This window comes from Sphingomonas sp. CFBP 13714 (genome assembly GCF_014842205.1).
GTDB lineage: Bacteria > Pseudomonadota > Alphaproteobacteria > Sphingomonadales > Sphingomonadaceae > Sphingomonas > Sphingomonas aerolata.
In genome coordinates, this window is sequence record NZ_JACYVG010000009.1 from 117,925 (window position 1) to 142,814 (window position 24,890).

24 protein-coding genes and 1 tRNA gene are annotated in these 24,890 nt (G+C 67.8%); 10 read left to right on the plus strand and 15 right to left on the minus strand.

Annotated features, from left to right (window positions below; all coding sequences use genetic code 11):
* Window positions 1–3: 3 nt before the first annotated feature.
* The 5 genes from IFT54_RS18035 to moaA form a co-directional block, all read right to left on the minus strand.
* Window positions 4–348 carry a hypothetical protein gene (locus tag IFT54_RS18035; protein ID WP_183937323.1) on the minus strand — a complete coding sequence of 115 codons (345 nt, stop codon included), beginning with the start codon at window positions 346–348 and terminating at the stop codon, window positions 4–6.
* Window positions 349–355: 7 nt separating this feature from the next.
* Entirely contained in the window at window positions 356–1,186 is an 831-nt protein-coding gene (locus IFT54_RS18040; RefSeq protein ID WP_192071626.1) for an aldo/keto reductase, read from the minus strand.
* A 155-nt stretch (window positions 1,187–1,341) separates the two neighbouring features.
* Window positions 1,342–1,416, minus strand: a tRNA-Asn gene (locus IFT54_RS18045).
* 90 nt (window positions 1,417–1,506) lie between these two features.
* Window positions 1,507–2,286 (minus strand): NAD kinase, encoded by a 780-nt coding sequence (locus IFT54_RS18050; RefSeq protein ID WP_056405940.1) that lies wholly within the window; start codon window positions 2,284–2,286, stop codon window positions 1,507–1,509.
* Entirely contained in the window at window positions 2,283–3,311 is a 1,029-nt protein-coding gene (gene moaA, locus IFT54_RS18055) for a GTP 3',8-cyclase MoaA (protein WP_192071627.1), read from the minus strand. The genes IFT54_RS18050 and moaA overlap by 4 nt, the downstream gene beginning before the upstream one ends.
* 115 nt (window positions 3,312–3,426) lie before the next feature.
* On the opposite strand from moaA, the gene IFT54_RS18060 reads away from it, so the two are divergent.
* Entirely contained in the window at window positions 3,427–5,112 is a 1,686-nt protein-coding gene (locus tag IFT54_RS18060) for an EAL domain-containing protein (RefSeq protein WP_244649186.1), read from the plus strand.
* Window positions 5,113–5,129: 17 nt separating this feature from the next.
* Entirely contained in the window at window positions 5,130–5,555 is a 426-nt protein-coding gene (locus IFT54_RS18065) for a YybH family protein (RefSeq protein ID WP_192071628.1), read from the plus strand.
* Between the two features lie 12 nt (window positions 5,556–5,567).
* On the opposite strand, the gene mfd is transcribed toward IFT54_RS18065, so the two are convergent.
* Window positions 5,568–9,038, minus strand: a complete 3,471-nt coding sequence (mfd, locus tag IFT54_RS18070) for a transcription-repair coupling factor (RefSeq protein ID WP_192071629.1) — start codon at window positions 9,036–9,038, stop codon at window positions 5,568–5,570.
* Between the two features lie 128 nt (window positions 9,039–9,166).
* Window positions 9,167–9,433, minus strand: a complete 267-nt coding sequence (locus IFT54_RS18075; protein ID WP_031395519.1) for an FAD assembly factor SdhE — start codon at window positions 9,431–9,433, stop codon at window positions 9,167–9,169.
* Window positions 9,434–9,506: 73 nt separating this feature from the next.
* Here IFT54_RS18075 and recG point away from each other — a divergent pair, with 73 nt between their 5' ends.
* A complete protein-coding gene (gene recG, locus IFT54_RS18080; protein ID WP_192071630.1) occupies window positions 9,507–11,558 on the plus strand; it encodes an ATP-dependent DNA helicase RecG in 2,052 nt (683 codons plus the stop codon).
* A gap of 12 nt (window positions 11,559–11,570) precedes the next feature.
* On the opposite strand, the gene IFT54_RS18085 is transcribed toward recG, so the two are convergent.
* The 5 genes from IFT54_RS18085 to serS form a co-directional block, all read right to left on the minus strand.
* On the minus strand, window positions 11,571–11,888 hold the full coding sequence (locus tag IFT54_RS18085; RefSeq protein ID WP_192071631.1) for a PilZ domain-containing protein: 318 nt from the start codon (window positions 11,886–11,888) through the stop codon (window positions 11,571–11,573).
* A 105-nt stretch (window positions 11,889–11,993) separates the two neighbouring features.
* Window positions 11,994–13,217 carry a tyrosine--tRNA ligase gene (gene tyrS, locus IFT54_RS18090; protein ID WP_192071632.1) on the minus strand — a complete coding sequence of 408 codons (1,224 nt, stop codon included), beginning with the start codon at window positions 13,215–13,217 and terminating at the stop codon, window positions 11,994–11,996.
* 205 nt (window positions 13,218–13,422) lie between these two features.
* Window positions 13,423–14,643 (minus strand): M23 family metallopeptidase, encoded by a 1,221-nt coding sequence (locus IFT54_RS18095; RefSeq protein ID WP_342354865.1) that lies wholly within the window; start codon window positions 14,641–14,643, stop codon window positions 13,423–13,425.
* A complete protein-coding gene (gene surE, locus IFT54_RS18100; RefSeq protein ID WP_192071633.1) occupies window positions 14,640–15,404 on the minus strand; it encodes a 5'/3'-nucleotidase SurE in 765 nt (254 codons plus the stop codon). The genes IFT54_RS18095 and surE overlap by 4 nt, the downstream gene beginning before the upstream one ends.
* Complete coding sequence (gene serS / locus IFT54_RS18105) at window positions 15,404–16,684, minus strand: serine--tRNA ligase (RefSeq protein ID WP_192071634.1); 1,281 nt, start codon at window positions 16,682–16,684, stop codon at window positions 15,404–15,406. Before serS ends, surE begins: the two co-directional genes overlap by 1 nt.
* A gap of 97 nt (window positions 16,685–16,781) precedes the next feature.
* Between serS and IFT54_RS18110 the strand changes: the two genes are divergently transcribed.
* Window positions 16,782–17,222 carry a host attachment family protein gene (locus IFT54_RS18110; protein WP_031441820.1) on the plus strand — a complete coding sequence of 147 codons (441 nt, stop codon included), beginning with the start codon at window positions 16,782–16,784 and terminating at the stop codon, window positions 17,220–17,222.
* A 77-nt stretch (window positions 17,223–17,299) separates the two neighbouring features.
* Here the strand turns inward: IFT54_RS18110 and IFT54_RS18115 are convergent, their stop codons facing one another.
* Complete coding sequence (locus IFT54_RS18115) at window positions 17,300–17,554, minus strand: PEP-CTERM sorting domain-containing protein (RefSeq protein ID WP_107934354.1); 255 nt, start codon at window positions 17,552–17,554, stop codon at window positions 17,300–17,302.
* Window position 17,555: 1 nt separating this feature from the next.
* Between IFT54_RS18115 and IFT54_RS18120 the strand changes: the two genes are divergently transcribed.
* From IFT54_RS18120 to IFT54_RS18130, 3 genes are all read left to right on the plus strand, one after another.
* Window positions 17,556–18,248 (plus strand): hypothetical protein, encoded by a 693-nt coding sequence (locus tag IFT54_RS18120; RefSeq protein WP_192071635.1) that lies wholly within the window; start codon window positions 17,556–17,558, stop codon window positions 18,246–18,248.
* A 523-nt stretch (window positions 18,249–18,771) separates the two neighbouring features.
* Complete coding sequence (gene dksA, locus IFT54_RS18125) at window positions 18,772–19,233, plus strand: RNA polymerase-binding protein DksA (protein ID WP_031393916.1); 462 nt, start codon at window positions 18,772–18,774, stop codon at window positions 19,231–19,233.
* An 87-nt stretch (window positions 19,234–19,320) separates the two neighbouring features.
* A complete protein-coding gene (locus IFT54_RS18130; protein WP_235188463.1) occupies window positions 19,321–19,743 on the plus strand; it encodes a PilZ domain-containing protein in 423 nt (140 codons plus the stop codon).
* Window positions 19,744–19,926: 183 nt separating this feature from the next.
* Here the strand turns inward: IFT54_RS18130 and IFT54_RS18135 are convergent, their stop codons facing one another.
* Complete coding sequence (locus tag IFT54_RS18135; RefSeq protein WP_081874429.1) at window positions 19,927–20,082, minus strand: YdcH family protein; 156 nt, start codon at window positions 20,080–20,082, stop codon at window positions 19,927–19,929.
* Between the two features lie 221 nt (window positions 20,083–20,303).
* On the opposite strand from IFT54_RS18135, the gene IFT54_RS18140 reads away from it, so the two are divergent.
* Window positions 20,304–20,501: a YdcH family protein gene (locus IFT54_RS18140; protein ID WP_031393918.1), complete on the plus strand. Its 198-nt coding sequence runs from the start codon at window positions 20,304–20,306 to the stop codon at window positions 20,499–20,501.
* Window positions 20,502–20,708: 207 nt separating this feature from the next.
* Window positions 20,709–21,131 (plus strand): DUF1465 family protein, encoded by a 423-nt coding sequence (locus IFT54_RS18145; protein ID WP_244649190.1) that lies wholly within the window; start codon window positions 20,709–20,711, stop codon window positions 21,129–21,131.
* A gap of 36 nt (window positions 21,132–21,167) precedes the next feature.
* Here IFT54_RS18145 and IFT54_RS18150 read toward each other — a convergent pair whose 3' ends face one another.
* Entirely contained in the window at window positions 21,168–22,142 is a 975-nt protein-coding gene (locus tag IFT54_RS18150; RefSeq protein WP_192071637.1) for an NAD(P)H-dependent flavin oxidoreductase, read from the minus strand.
* A 128-nt stretch (window positions 22,143–22,270) separates the two neighbouring features.
* Between IFT54_RS18150 and IFT54_RS18155 the strand changes: the two genes are divergently transcribed.
* The gene (locus tag IFT54_RS18155; RefSeq protein ID WP_192071638.1) at window positions 22,271–24,856 is read left to right on the plus strand and encodes a M1 family metallopeptidase; all 2,586 of its coding nucleotides are present in this window, start codon (window positions 22,271–22,273) and stop codon (window positions 24,854–24,856) included.
* Window positions 24,857–24,890: the final 34 nt, after the last annotated feature.

Sequence of the window (24,890 nt, forward strand, 5' to 3'; positions counted from 1 at the left end):
GGCTCAGATCGAGGGCGAAATTCCCGCGAACCATGCCGCATAGGGGGTGTTGGCGGCCATGTGGCGGTTATAGTCGGGCGACCCGTCATGCCACCAGACCGGGCCGCGTTCGCCGAGCCCATGCTTGGCCGCATCGACGTCGGCACGTGCAGCGGCGACCGCGTCGGTATCGTCCCGACGTCGGGCCACGCCGACCGCGCGTCGCGCCGCCATCAGCGCCCGCACCAACTCGGCACGATCGGCTTCGGGCAGCGACGGATCCGCGCACCGCCACAATCGGCCGCGGACGACGAAATAGCGGCCGTCGGGGGTCGTCGGATAGGCCTTGGGGGGCGTGCTGCCGGCCATGCCGCGCTCAGAGCATCTCGAGCGGTTGTGGTGACCGCGGGCGGGGAAAGGCCGTGTCGAGCGCGGCAAGATCCTCGGCCGACAGCACGAGATCGGCGGCCGCCCGGTTTTCGCGGACATGCGCGATGTTCGCGGCCTTCGGAATCGCGATCGTCGCGGGACGTTGCAGCACCCAGGCGAGCGCGACCTGCGCGGGCGTCCCACCGATGTCGCGCGCGATCCGCGCCAGTTCCGGATCAGCGAGGAGCCGGCCCTGTTCGACCGGACTATAGGCCATGACGGGAATGTCGTGACGGTCGAGCCAGGGGAGCAGGTCATGCTCGGGACCACGCCGGGTCAGGTTGTAGAGGATCTGGTCGGTCGCGCAGCCCTGTCCGCCCGCCGCAGCGAGCTCGGCCATGTCCTGCGTATCGAGATTGCTGACGCCCCAGTGCCGGATCTTGCCCGCCGCCTTGAGGTGTTCCATCGCCTCGACCGTCTCGGCCAGCGGTACCGACCCGCGCCAGTGCAGCAGATACAGGTCGAGCCGGTCGGTCCTCAGCCGCCCAAGGCTCGCCTCGCAGGCGGCGGTGAGGCGATCGCGCGAGGCGTTCTGGGGATAGGCCTTGCTGACGAGGAACAGCGTGTCGCGGACATCGTGGAGCGCATTACCGATCAGCGTCTCGGCGGCGCCGTCGCCGTACATCTCCGCCGTGTCGATCAGCGTCATCCCGCACTCGACGCCTGCGCGCAACGCTGCGGTTTCGGCCTCGCGACGATCGGCGCGCTCGCCCATCATCCAGCTTCCCTGGCCCAGGGCTGGCACCGTCTCGCCGCCCGGGAGAATCACCGATTTCATCGTCTGCCCCAATCGCTCTGGTCGTCAGGGGTCAACGCCGGTCGGACGCGCGGGATGCGTGCCGTGAGGGTTGTATTGCAAATAGTGTATCGGGGGATCTTGCCGCGGTCTGGCGCGGGGCGTCTCGCCAGAAGCGAGATCTCGCGGCTTGAAAATGGCTCCCTGAGTAGGATTCGAACCTACGGCCACTCGATTAACAGTCGAGAGCTCTACCGCTGAGCTATCAGGGAACGTTGCCGGAGGCGGCTCTATAAACGGCCAGTTGGACGATGCAACCCGGTTTTTGTCGATTTCTGCAACAAATTGCGCCGGGGCCGGGGCTATGCTGCGAACTGTTCCATCGTGATGCGGTCGTCGAGCGCATGCTCGGGATCGAAGAGCAGGGTGAGTTCACGCGCACGGTCCATGCAGATGTCGACCTGTGCCACGTCGCGGATCTCGCGCTGGTCGGCGACCGCGGAGACGGGGCGCTTGCCGGGGTCGAGCACGCGGATGCCGATCCGCGCCTTGTCGGGCAGGATCGCACCGCGCCAGCGCCGGGGACGGAACGGGCTGATCGGCGTCAGTGCGACCATGCCCGAACCGAGCGGCAGGATCGGGCCCTGTGCCGACAGATTATAGGCGGTCGAGCCCGCAGGGGTCGCGACGAGGATGCCGTCACAGGCCAGTTCGGCGAGCACGACGCGGTCGTTGACCGTCACCTCGAGCTTGGCGGTCTGGCGCGTCTCGCGCAGCAGCGAGACCTCGTTGATCGCGGGGAGGGTGAGGGTGCGTCCGTCGATCCCGGTCGCGGTCATGCTCAGCGGCGTGACCTTGAACGGCTTGGCGCGCGAAAGCCGGTCTTCGAGGCCGTGATGCCGCCACTCGTTCATCAGGAAGCCGACGGTACCCAGGTTCATTCCGAACACCGGGACCGCGGGCTTGCGTCGTTCGAGCATCGCATGGAGCGTCTGCAGCATGAACCCGTCACCGCCAAGCGCGATGACGACATCCGCCTCCTCGGGCTCGACCCAGTCGCCCAGATCGGCGAGCTGGGCGGCGGCGGCCTGTGCCGGCGGGGTGGCGGAGGCTACCAGCGCCCGGCGGACATAGTCGGTCACCCGCCGGTGACGCTCATGTGACGCGCGACCGCGGGACCTTCGCCCTCGCCGATGCGGAAGTCGTGCCGCTTGGGCTTGGCGTAGAGGCCAGCATCGATCGCCTCGTCGAGCCCGGCGATGCCGCCGTCGCGGAGCGCACCCTTCAGGTCGACCTGATCGTCATGCCCGAGGCACAGATACAGTTTGCCCTCGGTGGTGAGGCGGACGCGGTTGCAGCCTTCGCAGAAATTGGCGGTCAGCGGCGAGATGAGCCCGAGCCGCGTACCGGTGCCGTCGACGTTCCAGTAGCGCGCCGGCCCGCCGGTCTTGTACGAATCGCGCTCGAGCCGGAACCGGGTCTCGAGATCGCGGAACACGCCGGTGAGCGGGAGGAAGCGATCGGTGCGATCCTCGTCGATCGCGCCGAGCGGCATCGTCTCGATCAGGGACAGGTCGAACCCCTCGTCGCGACACCAGGCGAGCACCGGTGCGATCTCGTCCTCGTTGAAGCCCTTGAGCGCGACCATGTTGATCTTGATCGCGAGGCCCGCATCGCGCGCCGCCATGATGCCGCCGATCACCTGCGCGACGTCGCCGTGCCGGGTGATGTAGCGGAACCGTTCGGGATCGCGGCTGTCCATGCTGACATTGACGCGTCGGATGCCCGCATCGACCATCGCCGGCGCATGCTCCGCCAGCCGCGTGCCGTTGGTGGTCATCGTCAGCTCCTCAAGCCCGCGGCCGAGATTGCCACCCAGTCGCTTGACGAGATCGCCGACGTCGCGGCGGACGAGCGGCTCGCCGCCCGAGAGACGGATCTTGGTCACGCCGCGCGCGATGAATCGCTCGGCGATGATCGCGATCTCTTCGAGGCTCAACAGCTTTGCGCGCGGGAGGAAGGTCATCGCCTCGGACATGCAGTAACGGCACCGCAGATCGCAGCGGTCGGTGACCGAAATCCGCAGATATTTGATCGTCCGCTGATGCCGATCGACCAGCGGACGATCGACGGTTGCGGAGTGGCTCGAAGGGGAGTGAGACGCCATAGCAACAGAGCTAGGTGGTGCAGTGTCGAGCGGCAAGTGCGTTCCAGGATTGGCGACGGGCGATGGGGTGGCTAGGTTGTCGGCGATGACACCGGCCACACTGGATACAAAGGACATGCTGAACAGAACGATGCTGTTCGCATGCTCGTTCCGTCACTTCGCGGAGATCGCTGATATTGCGGTGGCTTGCGGCTGGGATGCGGTGGTCACTGCGACCGCCAGCGGTATCGACCCGGCCTATGCCGAAAGCGGCGCGCCGGTCGTGCTGATCGATGCGCGCGGGGCGATCGCGCAGGGGCTGGCGGCGGCGCAGACGATCGCCCCCCGGGTCGCCGAGGATGGCGGGGCGCTGCTGTTCGTCCTTTCGCGCCGCGACTGTACGGCGCTCGACCGCGTGTTCGAGCTGGGGGCGACGCATTTCCTGATCGATCCGGCGAGCGACGGCGAACTGATCCAGTCGCTGCGCTTCGCGGCGCGCCATGTGACGCGCGCGCCGGGCCGGCCGGGCATCGTCGACCGCCGCGACGCGATGGCCGGCGCACGCTTCGGCCGCGATCCGAACCTTGCGCAGCAGTGGATCGCCGCGCGGATCGGCGACGGACAGCCGGTCTCCGTCGTGCTCGTCTCGCTGTCACGGCTCGACATCGTCAACGCCGCGCATGGTCGGCCCGCGGTCGATTCGCTGATCGAGGTCGCGGTCGAGCGGGCGGAGGCGGTCGCGGCCGAGGCGATGGCAGGCGCGGCGCGCGTCGCGCGTCTCGGCGGTGCGGATCTCGCGCTTGTGGTCGGGGCCGGGGCCGCGGACATCGCCGCGCTGATCGCGGCGCTCGACGAGGCGCTGGCGCGGCCGTTCGCGGTCGCCAACGCGCTGGCGGTGCTCGGCTGCCGGTTCGGCGTCGCAAGTCACCAGCCGGGGGATCCGAGCGATCCGGCGGACGGTGCCGCGACGCTGATGCGGCGCGCGTTCGGTGCGCTCGCCAAGGCCAAGACCAGCGACGGGGCGATGCTGCAGATCGCATCGGCGGCGCACGACATGTCGCTCGATGCGCTGGCGATCGACCTGCATCACGCGATCGAGCTCGACGAGATCGACATCCGCTTCCAGCCGCAGGTCGAGATTGCGAGCGGACGGATCACGGGCGTCGAGGCGCTCGCGCGCTGGGATCACCGCAAGCTCGGGCCGCTGGGCGCGGATGCGCTGTTCGCGGCCGCGGACCGCGCCGATCTGGGGATCGCGCTGTCCGACCATATCCAGCGGCTGGTCCTGGCGCGCGCGCTGGCATGGCCCGAGGCGCTGGCGACGCTGCGCGTGTCGCTCAACCTCACCGCGGCGGATATCGCGCGGCCCGGCTTTGCCACGCTGTTCCTCGCGCGGGTCGACGACAGCGGCTTTCCGCGCGGGCGCCTGACCGTGGAGATTACCGAGACCGGGCTGATCGCGGATCTGGCCAGCGCGTCGACGCTGCTCACCGAATTGCGCGGGGCGGGGTGCCGCGTCGCGATCGACGATTTCGGCACGGGCTATTCGAGCCTCGCCTATCTGAAGGACCTGCCGCTCGACTATGTGAAGATCGACAAGGCGCTGGTCCACGACATTGGCGGCAGCCCGCGCGACCGGGTGGTCGTCGCCGGCGCGATCACGATGGCGCGGTCGCTTGGCCTGTCGGTGATCGCCGAAGGGGTCGAGACTCGCGAGCAGCTCGAACTGCTCGCGGCGTGCGGGGCCAGCCTGTATCAGGGCTTCCTGCTGTCCGAGCCGGTCGGCGACGCGGCCTTGCTCGAACTGGTGACCCGGACATGAGCCGGGCAGGATCCGCCATGATCGTCGCGGTTGCTGCGGCGACGATCGCCGTCACGCCCGCGCTGGCCGCGCCCGACCGGGCACCCGCATCGGTGGCGATCCGGGAGGCGATGGCGGCGAGCGCGGCGGGGTGGAATGCGGGCGATCTCGCCCGGTTCGTCGCGGTCTATGCCGACGACGCGGTGTTCGTGACGCCCAAGGGTCTGGTGCGCGGAAAGGCCGCGATAACAGCGCGCTATGCGCCGAGCTTCACGGGCGGTGGCAATACCCGGGGGCAGCTGAGCTTCGTTCCGGCCGAGCTGCGCGGGATCGATCCGACGCATGCCCTGCTGGTCGCGCGGTGGACGCTGATCGGCGCGACCTCGACCGAGACGGGGATGACGACCTTGCTGTTCGAGCGCCGCGGAGACGCGTGGAAGATCGTCGCCGACCACAGCAGCTGAGCGCGGCGGCGCTCAGCCCGCCGCCTTCGCCAGCCCCTTCGACAATTGCAGCGCACCGTGCAGCCGTGCCTTGGGATCGCCCCAGGCGCGTTGGAGCACCAGCTTGCTGTCGGGCCGCAGCCGCGCGACGCCGTTGAGCCGTTCGACATAGGCGAGCAGCTTGTCGATATTGGGCGGCGTGTCGTTGTGGAACGACACGAGCACGCCGCGCGGACCGACGTCGATCTTCGACACGCAGGCACGCTTCGCGTTCAGCTTGATCTCGATGACCTTGATCAGATTCTCGGTCGCGTCGGGCAGCGGGCCGAAGCGGTCGATCATCTCGGCGGCGAACGCCTCGATCTCCTGACCCTCCTCGAGCTCGTTCAGGCGGCGGTACAGCCCCATGCGGAGGTCGAGATCGGGGACATACTCCTCGGGGATCAGGATCGGCGCGTCGACCGTGATCTGCGGCGAGAAGTCCTTCGGGCGTGCGGAGGCGAGACCACCCGACTTGGCGTCCATGATCGCCTCCTCGAGCATCGCCTGGTAGAGTTCAAACCCGACCTCCTTGATGTGCCCGGTCTGCTCGTCGCCGAGCATGTTGCCGGCCCCGCGGATGTCGAGATCGTGGCTGGCCAGCTGGAACCCGGCGCCGAGCGAATCCAGATCGGACAGCACCTTCAGGCGCTTTTCGGCGGTTACCGTCATCTGCCGCTCGGGCGGCGTCACCAGATAGGCATAGGCGCGCGTTTTCGACCGGCCGACGCGCCCGCGCAGCTGATAGAGCTGGGCGAGGCCGAAGCGGTCGGCGCGGTGGACGATCATCGTGTTGGCGGACGCGATGTCGATCCCGCTCTCGATGATCGTGGTCGAGACGAGCACCTCGAACTTCTTGTCGTAGAAGGCGGACATGCGCTCCTCGACCTCGGTCGGCGACATCTGGCCGTGCGCGACGACGAAGCGGATCTCGGGCACCTGTTCGCGCAGGAACTCCTCGATCTCGGGCAGGTCGGCGACGCGCGGGGTGACGACGAAGCTCTGCCCGCCGCGATAATGCTCGCGGAGCAGCGCCTCGCGCAGGACGACGGGGTCGAACGGCATGATGTAGGTCCGCACCGCGAGGCGATCGACCGGCGGGGTCTGGATCACCGACAGCTCGCGGATGCCCGACATCGCCATCTGCAGCGTGCGCGGGATCGGCGTCGCGGTCAGCGTGAGCATGTGGACGTCGGCCCGGAGCGCCTTCAGCCGCTCCTTGTGCGTCACACCGAACCGCTGCTCCTCGTCGACCACGACAAGGCCCAACCGCTTGAAGTCGATATTCTTCGCCAGCAACGCGTGCGTGCCGATGACGACGTCGATCGTACCGTTCGCCAGCCCCTCCTTGGTCGCCTTCGCCTCGCTCGCGGTGACGAGCCGCGAGAGGCGGCCCATGTTCATCGGGAAGCCTTCGAACCGGCTGACGAAGTTGTTGTAGTGCTGGCGCGCGAGCAACGTCGTCGGGCAGACGATCGCGACCTGCTTGCCGCCCATCGCCGCGACGAACGCGGCGCGCAGCGCGACCTCGGTCTTGCCGAAGCCGACATCGCCGACGACGAGCCGGTCCATCGGCTTGCCCGCGGACAGATCGGCGAGAACTTCCTCGATCGCGCGGTCCTGGTCCTCGGTCTCCTCATAGGGGAAGCGATCGACGAAGCTGGGATAGCCGCTGGCGTCGGGTTCGAGCACGTCGCCGGGGTGAAGCGCGCGTTCGGCGGCGGTCGCGATGAGTTCGCCCGCGATCTCGCGGATCCGCTCCTTCATCTTCGACTTGCGACGCTGCCAGCCTTCGCCGCCGAGCTTGTCGAGCGAGGCGCCTTCCTCCGACGATCCGTAACGCGAGAGGACGTCGATATTTTCGACCGGCACGTAGAGCTTGTCGCCGCCGGCATAGCTCAGAGCGACGCAGTCATGCGGGCTCTGGCCGACGGGGATCGAGGTCAGCCCCTCATAGCGACCGATGCCGTGTTCGGTATGGACGACGAGATCCCCCGGCGTCAGCGTCGCCAGTTCGGCGAGGAACGCGTCGGCGGATTTCTTGCGCTTCTTGCGGTGGACGAGCCGGTCGCCGAGCATGTCCTGCTCGGTGAGGACGGCGACGCCGGGCGCGGTAAAGCCGTGATCGAGCGGGAGGACGACCAGCGCGACGCCGAAGCTTTTGGCGGTATCCGCGACGCCGAGCGCCTCCTGCCAGGTCTCGGCGTGCTTGCCGCCCTTCATCCCGTGATCGGCGAGCAGGCTCCCCAGCCGTTCGCGCGCGCCGATCGAGTAGCTGGCGAGGATCGGCTTGCGACCCTGCTTTCGAAGCTTCTCGACATGATCGGCGACGGCTTCGTAGATGTTCGCCTGCGCGGCGCGCTCGGGGCCGAAATCGCGCGGGCCGTCGACGTCGAAGTCGAGAACGGTGGCGCTGGTCGGCTCGTGGAAGGGCGTGACGATATGTGCGGTGGCGGCGTCGAGCGCGATGGACCAGTGTGCCGCATCGAGATAGAGCGCGGTCGCACCCAGCGGGCGATAGCTGCCGGGCTGCGCGGCTTCGGCGCGCCGGCGGTTCGCATAATAATCGGTGATCGATTCGAACCGGCTCTCCGCCGCGGCACCCACCCCGCTGTCGCGGACGACGACGTCGTCGCCGCCGAGGTGGTCGAACACCGTCGCCATCTTGTCCTCGAACAGCGGCAACCAATGTTCCATGCCGGCGATGCGGCGGCCGTCCGAGATCGCCTGATACATCGGGTCGCCCGTCGCGGTCGCGCCGAACGCGTCGCGGTAGCGGGTGCGGAAGCGCTTGATCGACTCCTCGTCGAGCAGGGCTTCGGAGGCGGGGAGCAGGACGAAGCCGTCGATCCGGCCGGTGGTGCGCTGGTCGGCGGCGTCGAAGGTACGGACGCTCTCGATCTCGTCGCCGAAGAAATCGAGACGCAGCGCGTGATCCTCGCCCGACGGGTAGAGATCGACGATCCCGCCGCGGACCGCATATTCGCCCTGGTCGTGAACGGTGTCGGTGCGGACATAGCCGTTCGCCTGGAGCAACGTGGCGAGCTTGTCGCGGCCGATCCGCTCGCCGGGCGCGAGGCGGGCGACGAGCTGGCGGACGCGGAAGGGGGTCAGGACACGCTGGGTCGCCGCGTTGACCGTGGTGAGCAGGAGCTGCGGGCCCTTGGGCTTGGCCTGCAGGCGGTGCAGTGCGGCGACGCGCTCGGCCATGATCCGCAGGGTCGGCGAGGCGCGGTCATAGGGAAGACAATCCCAGGCGGGGAAGCTCAGCACCTCGAGATCTGGCGCGAAATAGGCCGCGGTCGAGGCGATCGCGCGCATCGCCGCATCATCGGGCGCGATGAACACCGCGCGCGTCTTCGCGGCACGGGCGAGGTCGGCGAGCAGCGACGGCTGGAACCCCGAGGGCACGCCCGACAAGGTCAGCGGGGTCGTCGCGGAGAGGATCGTGTTCAGATCTGGCATATTCACTTCTCGTTCCCCGGCGAAGGCCGGGGCCCAGTTGGGAAGGCAGGTGTAACTCGGTTCCAACGCCAATCGTTGACGTCCCCCCAACTGGGCCCCGGCTTTCGCCGGGGAACAGTTTCCGACGATTACTTCACGACCGTGACGTAATTGATGTCGCGCATCGCCTGCATCATCGGGCCGTCCCATTCGGGCGGGCAGGGGATCGAGCCGATCGCCCAGCCCATGATGTCCACGTCTTGCTGTTCGAGCAGCGCCTCGAACCAGTCGAGCTGCTCGGGTGTCCAGCTGCGACCATAGGTTTCGAAAAAGCCGCCGATCATCATGTCGGCTTCGCGCGTGCCGCGGTGCGAGCTGCGGAAGCCGAGGCGCTTGAGGCGGGTTTCGTGGTCCATTATATCTCCAACGCCGATTGACCGGCGACCCGCTGGCGGCGGGCGTCGGCTGGGCTATAGGGGGCAGATAGTCATGCGACCCGAAATCCTCAATCCGCTGTTCGCCGAAACCCTCGTCCTGAAAGGGGTGGGGCCTGCGCTCGCCAAGCCACTCGACCGGCTCGGGCTCGCGCGCGTCGTCGACGTCGCCTTCCATCTGCCGACCGGCTATGTCGATCGGGTGCCCCGCACCGAGCTGATGTCGAGCGATGCCGGGCGGATCATCGTCATCACGCTGACCGCACGCGAGTATCGCGTCAGCGCGGGGCGTGGCCCGACGCGCGTGCAGGCGACCGACGAGCATGGGAACTATGTCAGCCTCGTCTTTTTCGGCGGCAGTTCGGGCTGGGCGAAGAAGCTACTGCCGATCGGCGAGGCCAGGCGCGTGTCGGGGCGGCTCGACGAATATGGCCAGGAACTGCAGATCGTTCACCCGGACATCGTCGAGCAGGACGAGGAGTTGCGCGAGCGCGAGCCGATCTATCCGCTGTCGGAGGGGCTGACATCGCGGCGGCTGGCGGCGCTGACGACGCAAGCGGTCGCGCGCGCGCCCGATCTTGCCGAGTGGATCGAGCCCGGGCTGAAGGCGAAACGCGAATGGCCTGGCTGGCACGATTCGCTCGCGCGGATCCACGCCGACCCGTCGGATGCCAAGGCGCGCGAGCGGCTGGCCTATGACGAGGTGTTCGCCAACCAGCTCGCGATGACGCTCGTCCGGGCTGATACCCGCAAGCGGCGGGGGCGTGCGCTGCATGGCGACGGGCGGCTGCGGGGGATGCTCAAGCTGCCCTATACGCTGACCGGCGCGCAATCGCGGACGGTGGGGGAGATCGAGGGTGACCTCGCGCAGACCGCGCCGATGCTGCGGCTGCTGCAGGGCGATGTCGGCTCGGGCAAGACTTTGGTTGCGGCGATGGCGATGCTGATCGCGGTCGAGGCGGGGGCGCAGGCGGCGATGCTCGCGCCGACCGAGATCCTCGCGCGCCAGCATTACGAGACGCTCAGGAAGACGCTCGCCGGGCTGCCGATCGCGGTCGGCGTGCTGACCGGGCGCGACAAGGGCCGCGTGCGCGAGGCGACGTTGATGGCGCTGGCGAGTGGCGAGATCGACATCCTCGTCGGCACGCACGCGATCTTCCAGGATGCGGTCGCGTACAAGGACCTCGCGCTGGTGGTGGTCGACGAACAGCACCGGTTCGGCGTCGCGCAGCGGATGACGCTTCAGGCCAAGGGGATCGCGCCGCCGCATCTGCTGGCGATGACCGCGACGCCGATCCCGCGCACGCTGACGCTCGCGCAATATGGCGAGATGGACGTCAGCCGGCTCGATGAGATGCCGCCGGGCCGCCAGCCGATCGAGACGCGGGTGATTTCGGAGGATCGGCTCGACGACGTGGTCAACGCGCTCGGCCGGCATCTGGCGGACGGGGGACAGGCCTATTGGGTGTGCCCGCTGGTCGAGGAGAGCGAGAAGAGCGACCTCGCGGCGGCCGAGATGCGTGCGGATACGCTGCGTGCGCGGTTCGGCGACAAGGTGGCGCTGGTCCATGGCCGGATGAAGCCCGCCGAGAAGGACGCGGTGATGGCCGAATTCTCCGCCGCGCGCACCGCGGTGCTGGTCGCTACGACGGTTATCGAGGTCGGCGTCGACGTGCCCAATGCGACGCTGATCGTTATCGAGCATGCCGACCGGTTCGGCCTCGCGCAGCTCCACCAGCTGCGCGGGCGGGTCGGGCGCGGGAGCGGGCGGTCGATCTGCCTGCTGATGCGTGGGAGCTCGCTCAGCGAGACGTCGCGCGCGCGGCTGGCTTTGATGCGCGAGACCAATGACGGGTTCCGGATCGCCGAGGAGGATCTGCGGTTGCGCGGCGCGGGCGTACTGCTGGGCACGAAGCAGTCGGGCGAGATGGCGTTCCGGCTCGCGACGCCCGACATGATGGCCGACCTGCTGCAATGCGCGCATGACGATGCGCGGCTGCTGATCGATCGCGACGGCGGGCTGGAGGGACCGCGTGGGCAGGCGGCGCGCACCGCGCTGTACCTGTTCGACCGCGATGCCGGGGTGGCGTTGCTGCGATCGGGCTGACGGGCGGTCCGGTCAGCCGGTCCGGAGCATCGCCGCGAGCATGCCGTAATAGGCCTTGGGCGGGATCGTCCGATCGAACGCGCAGCCGATCCGTCCGCCTAGCGACCAGCGGACATGCGCGAGGATGTCGCCGACGATCGGCATCCGGACATGGAGCCGCTCGCCAGCGTCCAGATCGCCGTCGCAGCGCGCCATGAGGCCGCTTGGCGAGACGTTGACCAACGTAAGCCTCAATTCGGTACCTGCGCTGTCCGCCGCACGCGTGCGGTGCATCACTTCGTCGCGCGGCTCAGACCGCGTCTCGTGCCTCGACATCGCTTGGTTCGGCATTGGTCAGTCCCCGCTGTGCCCCGGTCGAGGGCTAGGCCGACATCATGAAGCCCGTGCCACCAACCATCCCTAACGCAGTGTTCATGCCCGTGCCGGACGGGCGGGTCAGCCGGGCAGCAGCATCCCGTGACGCTTCTTGCCGAGGCTGAGGCGGACCGGCGCGGCGACGGGGATCGTGGCGGCGGGGTCGCGCAGCGGCTCGCCGTCGACACGGACCGCGCCTTCGCCGATCTTGCGTCGCGCCTCGCCATTCGATGCGACGAAGCCGAGCCCGACCAGCGCCTCGACGACGCCGATGCTGGTCCCGGTGCAGGTCAGGCTCGGCAGCGCATCGCCCGACGCGCCCTCCTCGAAGGTCTTGCGCGCGGTCTCGGCGGCCTGCTCGGCGGCGTCGCGGCCGCGGCACATCGCGGTCGCCTCGTTGGCGAGGACGACCTTGGCGGCGTTGATCTCCGCGCCTTCGAGCGCCTCGAGACGCGCGATCTCGTCGAGCGGCAGGTCGGTGAAAAGCCGCAGGAACCGGCCGACGTCGCGGTCATCGGTGTTGCGCCAGAACTGCCAGTAATCGAAATGCGGCAGCTGATCCTCGTGCAGCCAGACCGCGCCCGACATCGTCTTGCCCATCTTGCCGCCGTCCGCGGTCGTGATCAGCGGGGTGGTGACGCCGTACACTTCGGTGCTGTCCATCCGACGCGAGAGCTCGATACCGTTTACGATGTTGCCCCACTGGTCCGAACCGCCCATCTGCAACCGGCAGCCGGCGCGGCGCGACAGCTCGAGAAAGTCGTAGGCCTGGAGGATCATGTAGTTGAATTCGAGGAAGCTCAGCGACTGTTCGCGGTCGAGACGGAGCTTGACCGAATCGAAGGCGAGCATCCGGTTGACCGAGAAATGCTGGCCGACGTCGCGCAGGAACGGGATATATTCGAGCGCGTCGAGCCACTCGGCGTTGTCGAGCATGACCGCATCGGCCGGGCCGTCGCCGAACGTCAGGAAGCGTTCGAAGATACGGCGGATCGAGGCGACATTGGCCTTGATGCCGTCCTCGCCGAGCAGCTTGCGCGCCTCGTCCTTGAAGCTCGGATCGCCGATCTTGCCGGTGCCGCCGCCCATCAGGACGATCGGCTTGTGGCCGGTCTGCTGAAGCCGACGGAGCAGCATGATCTGGACGAGGCTGCCGACGTGCAGCGACGGCGCGGTCGGGTCGAAGCCGATATAGCCGGGTACGACCTGCTTGCCCGCGAGCGCGTCGAGCGCGGCGGCGTCGGTCATCTGGTGGACATAACCGCGCGCGGTCAGCGTGGTGAGCAGGTCGGACTGGTAGGTCATGGAGGAGCCACTAGCAGCGGTTGTGCGGTCCGTCATCCCGGCCGCGTGGTCATCGTCCCGTCCCGCCGTCATCGCATTCTCAACCGTCATCCTGACGAAAGTCAGGATCCAGGGTTACAGGCCCTGGCGCTCATGGCTCTGGATCCTGACTTTCGTCAGGATGACGGATTTTGGGACGGTAAGTCCGCGGCACCGTACGCGCCGGTTACATCCGCGGCAGCTGCGACGACGGATCGACCGGGGTGCGGCCCTTGCGGAGTTCGAAATGGAGTTCGGGGCGATCGGCGAATCCGGTGTCGCCCGACAGCGCGATCGTCTGGCCGCGCTTCACGCTCTGGCCGCGCTGGACCAAGAGTTTCGAGGCATGGCCATAGACGCTGGTCCAGCCGCCGCCATGCTTGACGATCACCAGCCCGCCGAGCGCGGCAATGCCGTCGCCGACATAGGCGACGACGCCGTCGGCGGTGGCGCGGATCGGGGTCGATACCGGAACCGCGATCTTTATGCCGTCATTGCGTTCGCCGCTGGCGCCGTGGCCGAACCGCTTCACGACGCGGCCGTCGACCGGCCAGAGGAAGCCGCCGCCTGCGAGCCGTACGGGCGCCGTGACGACGGCGCTCGGCGGCAGGACGCGTCGCGGGGTCGGGGTGGGGCGAACCGGCGCCTGGTTGCTCGCCAGCGCAGGCTCGCCGCCGGTCAGGATGTCGTCGACGTCGAGCGTGAACGCCGCCGCCCGATCGGCAAGGCTGGTGCCGCCTTCGGTATCGGGGATGACGATGCGCTGGCCCGCACGCAGCACATAGGGTTCGAGCAACGCGTTGACGGCAACGATGCGCGACCAGGCGACCCCGTAGGCACGGGCGATCGCGATCCCGGTCTCGCCGCGCCGGACGAGGTGATAACGGCCTGCCGGGATCGTCAGTCGCTGTCCCGTCTGGATCGTGAAGGGCGGTTCGATCGCATTGGCGCGCGCGATCGCCTCGCTGCTCGCCCCCGAGCGTTCGGCGATGGCGAGCAGCGTATCGCCCGGGCGGACCGTATAGAGTGATTGATCGACGCGCTGCGCATCCGCTGCGACCGGGCGCTCCTCCCACGCGGGGCGCGGCGCCGGCAGCGTAGAGACGGGCACGGGGGTGCGATCGCCGCGCCGGACGGGTGAGGGGGCAGGGCTGGCGTCCTGCCGCTCGACGCGGCGCGGATAGGTGCGCCGACGCGGCGGAGCCTCATAGGGGTCGGATCGCGTGGCGTCGCTGCGATCGCGCGCGTTGTTCGCGGAGCGGTCCTGCGGGTCGGCGGGTGGGAGGCGCTGGATCCGTTCGAGCGACTGTGGCGTCGGCCCGCGGTCGGACCGGACCGGCGAGTCGACGCTCGGGATGCATCCGGCGAGAGCCAGCGCCGCGCCCAGGATCGCGGCGGCGCGCGTCACGCGTAGGCGCGTCCCAGCATGTCCAGCGACTCGGCATGCGTCAGATCGAGATGCAGCGGCGTGACCGAGATATAGCCGTCCGCAATGGCCTCCAGATCGGTCGCGTGGAGCGGCGTCTCGACCGCGCCGCTGAGCGCGAACCAGTGATACTCATAACCGCGCGGGTCGGTGTTGGTGACGATCTGCAACCGGCCATAGTCGCGCAGGCCCTGGCCGACGACGCGAATGCCGCGCACAGCATCGGCCGTGCCGAAGGGAAAGTTGACGTTGACGAGGGTGCGGGGGGCGAGCGGCGCATCGAGCAGCGGGCGCAGGACACGTTCGCCCCAGGCAGCCGCGACCTCGAACGGCACCGAATCGCCCATGCCTTCGCGGCTGTAGACCTGGCTCAGCGCGATCGACCGGACCCCGGCGAGTGCACCCTCCATCGCGGCGGAGACGGTGCCCGAATAGGTCACGTCCTCGGCGAGGTTGGCGCCGCGATTGACCCCCGACAGGATCAGGTCGGGGGGGCTGTCCTTCATGATGCGGGCCAGCGCCATCATCACCGCATCGGTCGGCGTGCCGGCGACGGCATAGCGCTTTTCGGCGAACTTGCGCACGCGCAGCGGTCGCGACAGCGTCAGCGAATGGCCCGCGCCCGACTGTTCCTCCGCCGGTGCCACCACCCAGACATCGTCGGACAGCGTCGCGGCGATCGCCTCGAGCACCTTCAGCCCGCGCGCGTGATAGCCGTCGTCATTGGTCAGCAGGATCCGCATCAGGCAGCGGGCTCGAGCCGGGTAAGGCCGCCCAGATAGGGCTGGAGCACGGTCGGCACCGCGACCGCGCCATCCGCCTGCTGATAATTCTCGATCACCGCGACGAGCGTGCGGCCGACCGCGAGGCTGGAGCCGTTGAGCGTGTGGACGAACCGCGTCGCCTTCTCGCCCTCGGGGCGATAGCGCGCATTCATGCGACGCGCCTGGAAATCGGTGCAGGTCGAGATGCTGGAGATCTCGCGATACTGCGCCTGGCCGGGGAGCCAGACTTCGAGATCATAGGTGCGCGCCGCGGTGAAGCCCATATCGCCACCGCATAGGAGCATCCGCCTGAACGGAAGCTGCAACGCGTCAAGCACGCCCTCGGCGCACTGCGTCATCCGCTCGTGCTCGGCCTCGGACTGGTCGGGCGTGACGATCGCGACCATCTCGACCTTGTCGAACTGATGCTGACGGATATAGCCGCGGGTGTCGCGACCGGCCGACCCGGCCTCCGAGCGGAAGCACGGCGTCAGCGCGGCGAAGCGGAGCGGCAGTTCGCCGTCGGTCAGGATCCGTTCGCGCACGATGTTGGTCAGGCTGACCTCTGCGGTCGGGATCAGCCAGCGGCCGTCGGTCGTGCGGAACAGGTCCTCGGCGAACTTGGGAAGCTGGCCGGTGCCGAACACCGCCTCGTCGCGTACCAGCAGCGGCGGCGCGACTTCCTCGAAGCCGTGATCGCGCGTCAGCCGGTCGAGCATGAACTGACCGAGCGCGCGTTGCAGCCGGGCGGCGGGGCCGCGGACCAGCGTGAAACGCGCACCGGACATCGCAACGCCCGTCTCGAAATCGAGCCCGATCGCCGGGCCGACGACATCATGCTCGCGCGGGGCGAAGGAGAAGTCGGGCTTCGTCCCACGTGCATGGACGAGCACATTCCCGCTCTCGTCGACACCCGCAGGGACGTCCGATGCGGGCAGATTGGGGATCGCCGCGAGCGCCGCATCGAGCTCGGCGGTCAGCGCCGCCTCGTCGGCCTCAAGCGTCGGCAACGCGGCCTTCAGCGCGGCGACCTCGGCCATCAACGCCTGTGCGCGCGGCTCGTCCTTCTGCGCCTTGGCCTGGCCGATCGCCTTGGACAGCTCGTTGCGGCGGGTCTGCGCGGCCTGCGCTTCGGCGATCGTCGCACGGCGGCGCTCGTCGAGGGCGACGAGCCGGTCGCTGGCGGAGGCAGCGCCGCGGCGGGCGAGAGCTGCGTCGAATGCGGCGGGGTTTTCACGGATCAGACGGATATCATGCATGGCGCAAGGCTATGCCGAGGCCGGCAGGTACGCGCAACCCGGTGCGCCCGCGGGACGTTGGGGAGGGCAGAGGCACAGATCAAAGAGGAGAAAGCCCGTGGATCTTCCGCACAAGTCCGTCGTCATGGTCGCCGATGGCCGCAAGATGTTGTTCCTGCGCAACGAGGGCGATGCCGCCTTTCCGAACCTGGTCGTCGAAGAGGCGGTCGAGCAGGAGAACCCCGCGACGCGCGACCAGGCGACCGACTCGGCCGGCCGCGCCTCGTCCCCGCAGGGTGCCGCGCAGAGCTCGGTCGAACCCACCGATTTTCATCAGATCGAGGAAGACCGGTTCGCCGCCGACGCAGCCGAGCTGCTCAAGACGCGTGCATTGAAGAACGACTTCGATTCGCTCGTCATCGTCGCGCCGCCCAAGACGCTGGGCGAGATGCGCAAACATTATCACAAGGCGGTCAGCAGCAGGCTGGCGGGCGAGCTCGCCAAGGATCTGACCGGGCATCCGATTGCGGACATCGAGACGGCGCTCAAGAACGCCTGATCATTGCCACCCGATAGTTGAAAAGGCCCGCAACACGTTGTTGCGGGCCTTTTTTCATGTCCGAGATCTATGCAGTGTCAGTCGGCGGCGCGCTTCGCGAACCGCCGGCGGGCAACGAGGGCCGCGGCCGCTGCGCCGAACAGCAGCACCATCGGGGGTGCCGGAACCGGGGCGGGTGGCCCGCCACTCGAGCCGGTGCTGCCATTGCCGCCGCCGTTCGAGCCATGCCAGCCGCCGTTCGAGCTCCAGCCGCCATTGCTGCTCCAGCCTGCGCTGCTCGATCCATAGCTCGACGACGAGGTCGAGCTCGATCCGCTGCTGGTCGACGACACGGTGCCGCCCGAACTGCTGCTGGTCGACGAGGCGACGTTGCCGCTGGAGGAGGAAGACACGCTCCCGCTGGACGAGGACGAAACGTTGCCACTGGACGAGGACGAAACGTTGCCACTGGATGAGGAGGATACGTTACCGCTGGATGACGACGATACGTTACCGCTCGACGAGGAGGATACGTTACCGCTGCTGCCGCCGCTGGCGGACGACGAGGTGCTCGACACCGAACCCCCGCCGGTGCTGGACGACGATCCGCCCGTTGACGATTCGCCCGTTGACGATCCGCCCGTTGACGATCCGCCCGTTGACGAGGTGCTGCTGACGCCGCCGCTGGAGGTCGATCCGCCGCTCGTGCTCGATGAACCACCGCTCGAGGTCGACGATATCACGATGCTGCCGCCCGAGCCGCCGCCGCCGAAGAAACCGCCGCCAAAGCCGCCGCCGCCAAAGCCGCCACCCGGGCCACCGCCGCCGAAGAAACCGCCGCCGCTGTTTACCGGCACGGCGGTCGGGCTGCCGGCGCCGCCTACGAACGGGTCGGCGAACCCCACGGGGACCGGGGGCGCATTGGCGACCGTCACCATGGCCGGCGCGCAGGCGGTCGTCCGTGTGGTGACGACGCGACGGATGCGCGGACGAGCGACGGCGCCAATCTGGCGGGGGACAACGCGCTTGGTCATCGTCTTGGCCTGAATCGCGCGCTTCGGACGCTCGGCGACATGGACGGCGCCGCCTCCGATGATCGCGCCTCCGCAGGCACACGCGCATAATTTGGCCAAGGCCATCCGCACCGACATACTCAAAGTCTCTCTCGTTGCCGACGCGCAGACGACGTCGGATCGCGTTCACGGCACTCGGACACCGTCATCGCACAAAGCGCAAAACAAAGCGTTAAGCGCAAGCGCCCATCACGTGATCCGGTGGTCATTCTTACAATATCGCGACGGACGGCCTGCCCGATACGCAGACCGTGCCGTGGCGGGACAGTTGTCGCATCCAGGATCATGGCGACGGGCCCGTTCGCGGGACTCGCTGAGGCCGTCGGCGAGCGGTGTAACCCGGATGCATCGGTACGCAAGAATGTGTCTTCATTATCGATCCAAGCGCAAGTCTGCTCGCTTGTGGTCCGGAACACGTAAGACTATAGGCCCTTTCACCATTTGGGGGTGGCTTCGAGACGCGGCTTTTCGCGCCGACCGGCCAGAGGGAGAGTGGTATGGCAACGGTAATGAATCGCGTAGACGAGCACGGTACCAACCTTGCAGCAGCCAATGATGCCGATGGTTATCGACCGACGGCGGACGAGCCGTTCATGAGCCTGCGTCAGCAGGCCTATTTCCGGCAGAAGCTGCAGCAGTGGAAAGACGCTATCCTGCGGGAATCGCAGGAAACCTTGTCGCAGCTCCAGGTCGATTCGCTGCGCGAGGCGGATCTGACCGACCGTGCGTCGAGCGAAACCGACTGGTCGATCGAACTGCGGACCCGGGATCGCCAGCGCAAGCTCGTCTCGAAGATCGAGGCGGCGATCCGCCGGATCGACGATGGCGAATATGGCTATTGCGAAGTCACGGGCGAACCGATCAGCCTGGCACGCCTCGAGGCGCGGCCGATCGCGACGATGACCGTGGAGGCGCAGGAACGCCACGAGCGCAACGAAAAAATCTCCCGCGAGGACTGATATCGGGTCGGCGAACAGCGCATAGGCACGTGGTCCGCCTTCTGATATATGCGACGCATATCTCGACGTCGGGACACAGGAACACGGATGGACATGAGAAACCAAGGGTCGTTGGGCGCCGAGGGTGCGGCAGGGGCCGGCGCCGGGGAGTCCGTCGAGGATAGCGCAGACCCGGGCCAGAACCGGCCGGTTCGTGACAGCCTGCTGATGATTGCGCGGTTCAGCTATGCCGACGGTGCGGGTGTGTACGAGGTGCGGGTCCGCAACCTGTCCGAAGGCGGGCTGATGATCGAGTTCGATCGGCCGCTCGCCGTCGATACGCCGGTCACGATCGACCTGCGCGGGATTGGTGAGGTTACCGGACGGGTGGCGTGGTGCACGCAGGGCCGTCTGGGAATCGCGCTCGACGAGACGATCGACCCGATGAAGGCGCGCAAATCAGTCGGGCAGGGGCAGACGACACCGACCTTCGCCAAGCCGATCGTGTTCCGGGAGCCGCGGTCAAGGTAACCTTGTCCGGTAGAACGGGGCAGCGGTAGGTTGTCGGTGACGGTTGAATAGGGGCTGACTGAAGAGGCGGTGGTGGCGTGTTCGGCACCCCGCCAGTCCGGCTTTCCCGAGGGGGAAGGAATCGGAAAAGCCGGAACCGCGTGACGACAGGCCGATCGCCCGCCGACACGAACGGCGTGGGGTCTAGAGGTTGGCGAGTTCTTCCTTCAGGCGAAGCTTCTGCTTCTTCAGTCCTGCGAGCGCCAGCGCGTCGGGCATGGGCCGGTGTACCTCTTCGGAAATCCGGCGGTCGAGCATTTGATGCTTGGTTTCCAGCGCAGCCTGGTGCGTCGTTTGCATGGTGGAAAAACTCCTTCTGCATTCGTGTTGGGGTCCCGAGTAAACCATCGCCCCAGCAAAAAGTCTTTAACGAAGATTGGTGAATCGACCGGGCGAGCCGTCGCGTGCGACGGGCCGAGTCCTGTGGCCCCCGACGGCGCGCGCTGGGTAGTTTTTGGTGCTCGCGCAATGCCATGCATTTGCTAAGGACCGCGTAGTAGGGGTGGGCGAAGGACATGATGGTGGACGAGGCACAGATCAGGGTCCGGCTGGACGAAATCCGGACCGAGCATCGCGACCTCGATTCGGCGATCGCCGCGCTCTGGTCGCTCACCGTTCCCGACCAGCTGCAGATTGCCCGGCTCAAGAAGCGCAAGCTGCGGTTGCGCGACGAAATCGCCGCGTTCGAGGACCAGTTGATCCCCGACATCATCGCCTGATACGTCCGGGCAGGCACGAATGCGGGGCGTGATTTCGGCCAGCGCCTTCAAATCACGACATAATATTGATCAAGCGGTCGATCGAAGCGGCGCGTTTCGGGACACATCCTGGCGCATCGATGCGTTTTCCCGATGGGCGCGGCGATGCGGCTATGGCAGTCGGGCAGAATGATTGGTCGACCGCCCGAACTGCCCTTGCAAGACCGCATGATCGGTGCGCTGTACCGTGAGGCGATGCGGCTGGCCGAAGAGGCGCGGGCCTATTTCGACGATACGGGACGGACCGACCGGGACGCGCTCGAACCGCTCGTCCGCGTCAGCCTGAGCTGTGAATCGCTCAAGGTCACGACCCGGTTGCTCCATGTCCTCGCGTGGTTGCTGACGCAGCGCGCGGTCCAGGCTGGCGAACTCACGCGGGGCGAGGCGCTGGATCCGGCGCGGCGGCTCGGCGAGGCGCCGGTGACCGATGACGCGATGCTGGCGGCGTTTCCGCCCAGCGCGAAGGCGTTGATCACCGCGAGCATGCAGCTTCACCGGCGCGTCGCGCTGCTCGACGCCGCGCTTGATGCGCCACGGCCCGGCGCGAGCCCCGCCTTGTCGATGCAGGATCGCCTCGCCCGCGTGCTATAGCACCGCTGGCGAGGCGTCCCTTCAGACGGGCCTGGCCTAGGCGAGGCCGAGCCGGGCGCGTGCCGCATGATATTCGCGCTCGAGCCGGTCGACCCGGTCGGCGACGCTCTCGACCGCGGTGACCGCGCCGATCCCCTGGCCCGATCCCCAGATATCCTTCCACGCCTTGGGCTTCGATCCGCCTTCCGCATTCGCGCCGCCCCCGAAATTCATCGTCTTCAGATCGCCCTCGGGCAGCGCGTCGGGATCCATCCCGGCTGCGACGATCGACGCGCGCAGGTAATTGCCGTGCACGCCGGTGAACAGGTTCGAATAGACGATGTCCGCCGCGCGCCCCGCGACGATGCCGTCCTTATAGGCCTGATCGGCATTCGCCTCGACGGTCGCGATGAAGGGCGAGCCGATATAGCCGAAATCGGCGCCCATCGCCTGCGCGGCGAGTACCGCGTCGCCGGTCGCGATCGCGCCCGACAGCGCGAGCGGACCGTCGAACCACTGGCGAATCTCCTGGATGATCGCAAACGGCGATAGTCGTCCGGCATGGCCGCCGGCGCCCGCGGCGACCGCGATCAGGCCGTCGGCACCCTTTTCGATCGCCTTGCGCGCGAACCGGTCGTCGATGACGTCGTGCAGCGTGATCCCGCCCCAGCCATGCACCGCGGTGTTCAGATCCTCACGCGCGCCGAGCGAGGTGATCACGATCGGCACCTGCCATTTGGCACAGGTTTCGAGATCGCGTTCGAGCCGGTCGTTCGACTTGTGGACGATCTGATTGACGGCGAACGGTGCCGCCGGACGGTCGGGATTGGCGCGGTTGTGCGCGCTTAGTTCCTCGGTGATCCGGTGGAGCCATTCGTCGAGCATCGCCTGCGGTCGCGCATTGAGCGCCGGGAAGGACCCGACGATGCCCGCCTTGCACTGGGCGATCACCAGCTCGGGTCCGGAAATGATGAACAGCGGCGACCCGATCACGGGCAGGCGCAGGCTCTTTAGAATAGCGGGTACGGTCATGGCGCGTTTCATAGCGCAGCCGAAACGGCTGCGCCAGCACTCTGGTTAGAGCGGCAGTCACGTGTGATTGCCATGTGACCGCAAATGCTTAGAGCGGTCGGCATAGAGTGTTCCGGAGATGTGCCGCCATGAAGTTTGCCGTTGCCGCCCTGCTGGCGCTGTCCGTGTCTGCGCCTGCGCTTGCCGCAGGTCAGTTGCCGCGCAGCGTCGTGCCGATCCTGTACGATATCCAGGTACGCCCGGATGCGAAGGCGATGACGTTCAGCGGCACCGAGACGGTGACTATCGACGTCAAGCAGGCGACCCGGACGATCCAGCTGAACGCGGCAGATCTCAACGTAACTTCGGCTACGTTCGACGGCCGCCCCGCCACCATGAAGGCGGACGCTGCCGCACAGCTGCTCACGGTGACGCTGCCCGCGGCGGCGAGCGTCGGGCGGCACAGCCTGGCCTTTGCCTGGACGGGCAAGATCAACCAGTCTGCGTCCGGGCTGTTCGCGATCGACTATGCCAATGCCGACGGCTCGTCGTCGCGGATGCTCGCGACGCAGTTCGAGGCCCCCGACGCGCGCCGGTTCGCACCGATGTGGGACGAGCCCGCGTTCAAGGCGAAGTTCCGTCTGTCCGCAGTCGCGCCGGGCGCTCAGCTGGCCTTCTCTAACATGCCTGCGACGGCGATCACGAAGCAGGCGGACGGCACGCAGCTCTACAAATTCGGCGAGACGCCGCTGATGTCGAGCTATCTGCTGTTCCTCGGCATGGGGGACATGGAGCGCAAGACGCTGATGGCGGGCAAGACCGAGATCGGCATCATCAGCCGCAAGGGCGTCGTCGATCAGGGCGACTATGCGCTCGCCGCCGCGAAGGACCTGCTCGCCTATTATAACGACTATTTCGGCCAGCCCTATCCGCTGCCCAAGATGGACATGATCGCGGGGCCGGGATCGAGCCAGTTTTTCGGCGCCATGGAGAATTGGGGCGCGATCTTCTATTTCGAGAACGAGCTGCTGTTCGATCCCAAGCGCGCGACCGAAAGCGCAAAGCAGCGCATCTATACCGTCGTTGCGCACGAGATGGCGCACCAGTGGTTCGGCGATCTCGTCACCATGGCCTGGTGGGACGATCTGTGGCTGAACGAGGGGTTCGCCTCGTGGATGGAGGGCAAGTCGAGCGGCGTGCTCGTGCCAGCGTGGAAATCCGAGGCGGCCGCGGTGTCGGGCGAGCGCGAGGGGGCGATGGGGATCGACGCAACGTCCGCGACGCACCCGATAATCCGCAAGGTCGAGACCGTCGACCAGATCGGCGAAGCGTTCGACGGCATCACCTATTCGAAGGGGCAGGCCGTGATCGGCATGCTCGAATCAACGCTCGGCCCCGACGTGTTCCGCAAGGGCATCCGCAGCTACATGGCCAAGTATAAATACGGCAACACGGTCACCGAACAGCTCTGGGCGGAACTTTCCGCAGCCGCGGGCAAGCCGGTCGCCGAGATCGCGCACGACTTCACCTTGCAGGGCGGCGTGCCGCTGGTGACGATGACGGGCGCGACCTGCAGCGGCGGCGTCACCACCGCGACGCTGACGCAGGGGCGGTTCGGGCTGGATGCGGCATCGAAGACGCCGCAGACCTGGCACGTGCCGCTGGTCGTGGGCAATCTTGGCGGTGCGCAGACCGCGACGATCGTCACAGGCGCAGCGCCGTCGCGAGTCACGATCCGGGGATGCGGTACGGTCGTCCTCAACCGCGGCAAGGGCAGTTATACCCGCGTGATGTACGACGATGCGGGGCATGCCGCGATCGTCCGCGACTATGCCAGACTAGACCTCGCCGACCGGCTGGGTACGCTGGGCGATGATTTCGCACTCGCGGCGGGCGGCTATCAGGACCTGTCGCGCTATTTCGCGGTAATGGACAAGGTCGAGCCGGACGCGGATCCGCTCGAATGGTCGTCGGTCGCAGGCGCGCTCGGCCGGATCACCGGGCTGTACGACGACACACCGCTCGAGGCGCCGCTGCGCGCGCGGTCGGTCGCGATCCTCGGTCCCGTGCTCGCGCGGATCGGCTTCGAGGCTAAACCGGGCGAATCGCCGCTGACGAGCAATTTGCGCGAGACGCTGGTCGGGCGGCTTGGCACCAATGGCGATACGGGCGTCGCGGACCGTGCGCGGCGCTATGTCGCGGCGCTTGCGGCCGATCCGACCGCGATCCCGCCGGCGATCCGCCAGCCGATCCTGTCGACCTATGCTGTCAATGCGACCCCGGCGGAATGGGACGCGCTGCTTGCGCTCGCCAAGGCGGAGAAGAGCCCGGTTGCCAAGAACCGGTTCGTGACGCTGCTCGGGGCCGCGCGCGACCCCGCAACTGCGGGGCGGGCGCTCGCGCTGCTCAAGACCGACACAATCTCCGCGCCGCAAAAGGCCGGGCTGCTCCGCGCCGTCGCGGGGGCGCATCCCGACCTGGCGTTCGACTGGGCAGTCGCGAACCGTGAGCTGGTCGAGAGCTTCCTCGAGGCGAGCACGCGATCGGGTTATATCGTCGGGCTCGGCGCGGGCTCGAACGATCCGGCGATGCCGGGCAAGATCAGCGCCTTTGCGGACAAATATCTGCCCGCCTCGTCGCGAGGCGGCGTGACGCGGTCGCTGTCGACGATCGCGGTCCGCAAGGCCGCCGCCGACCAGCTGCGTCCCGCCGTCACCACGTGGGTCGCCGGCTGACACAACGGCGCCGGATCCAGGGCGATGTCCCGGG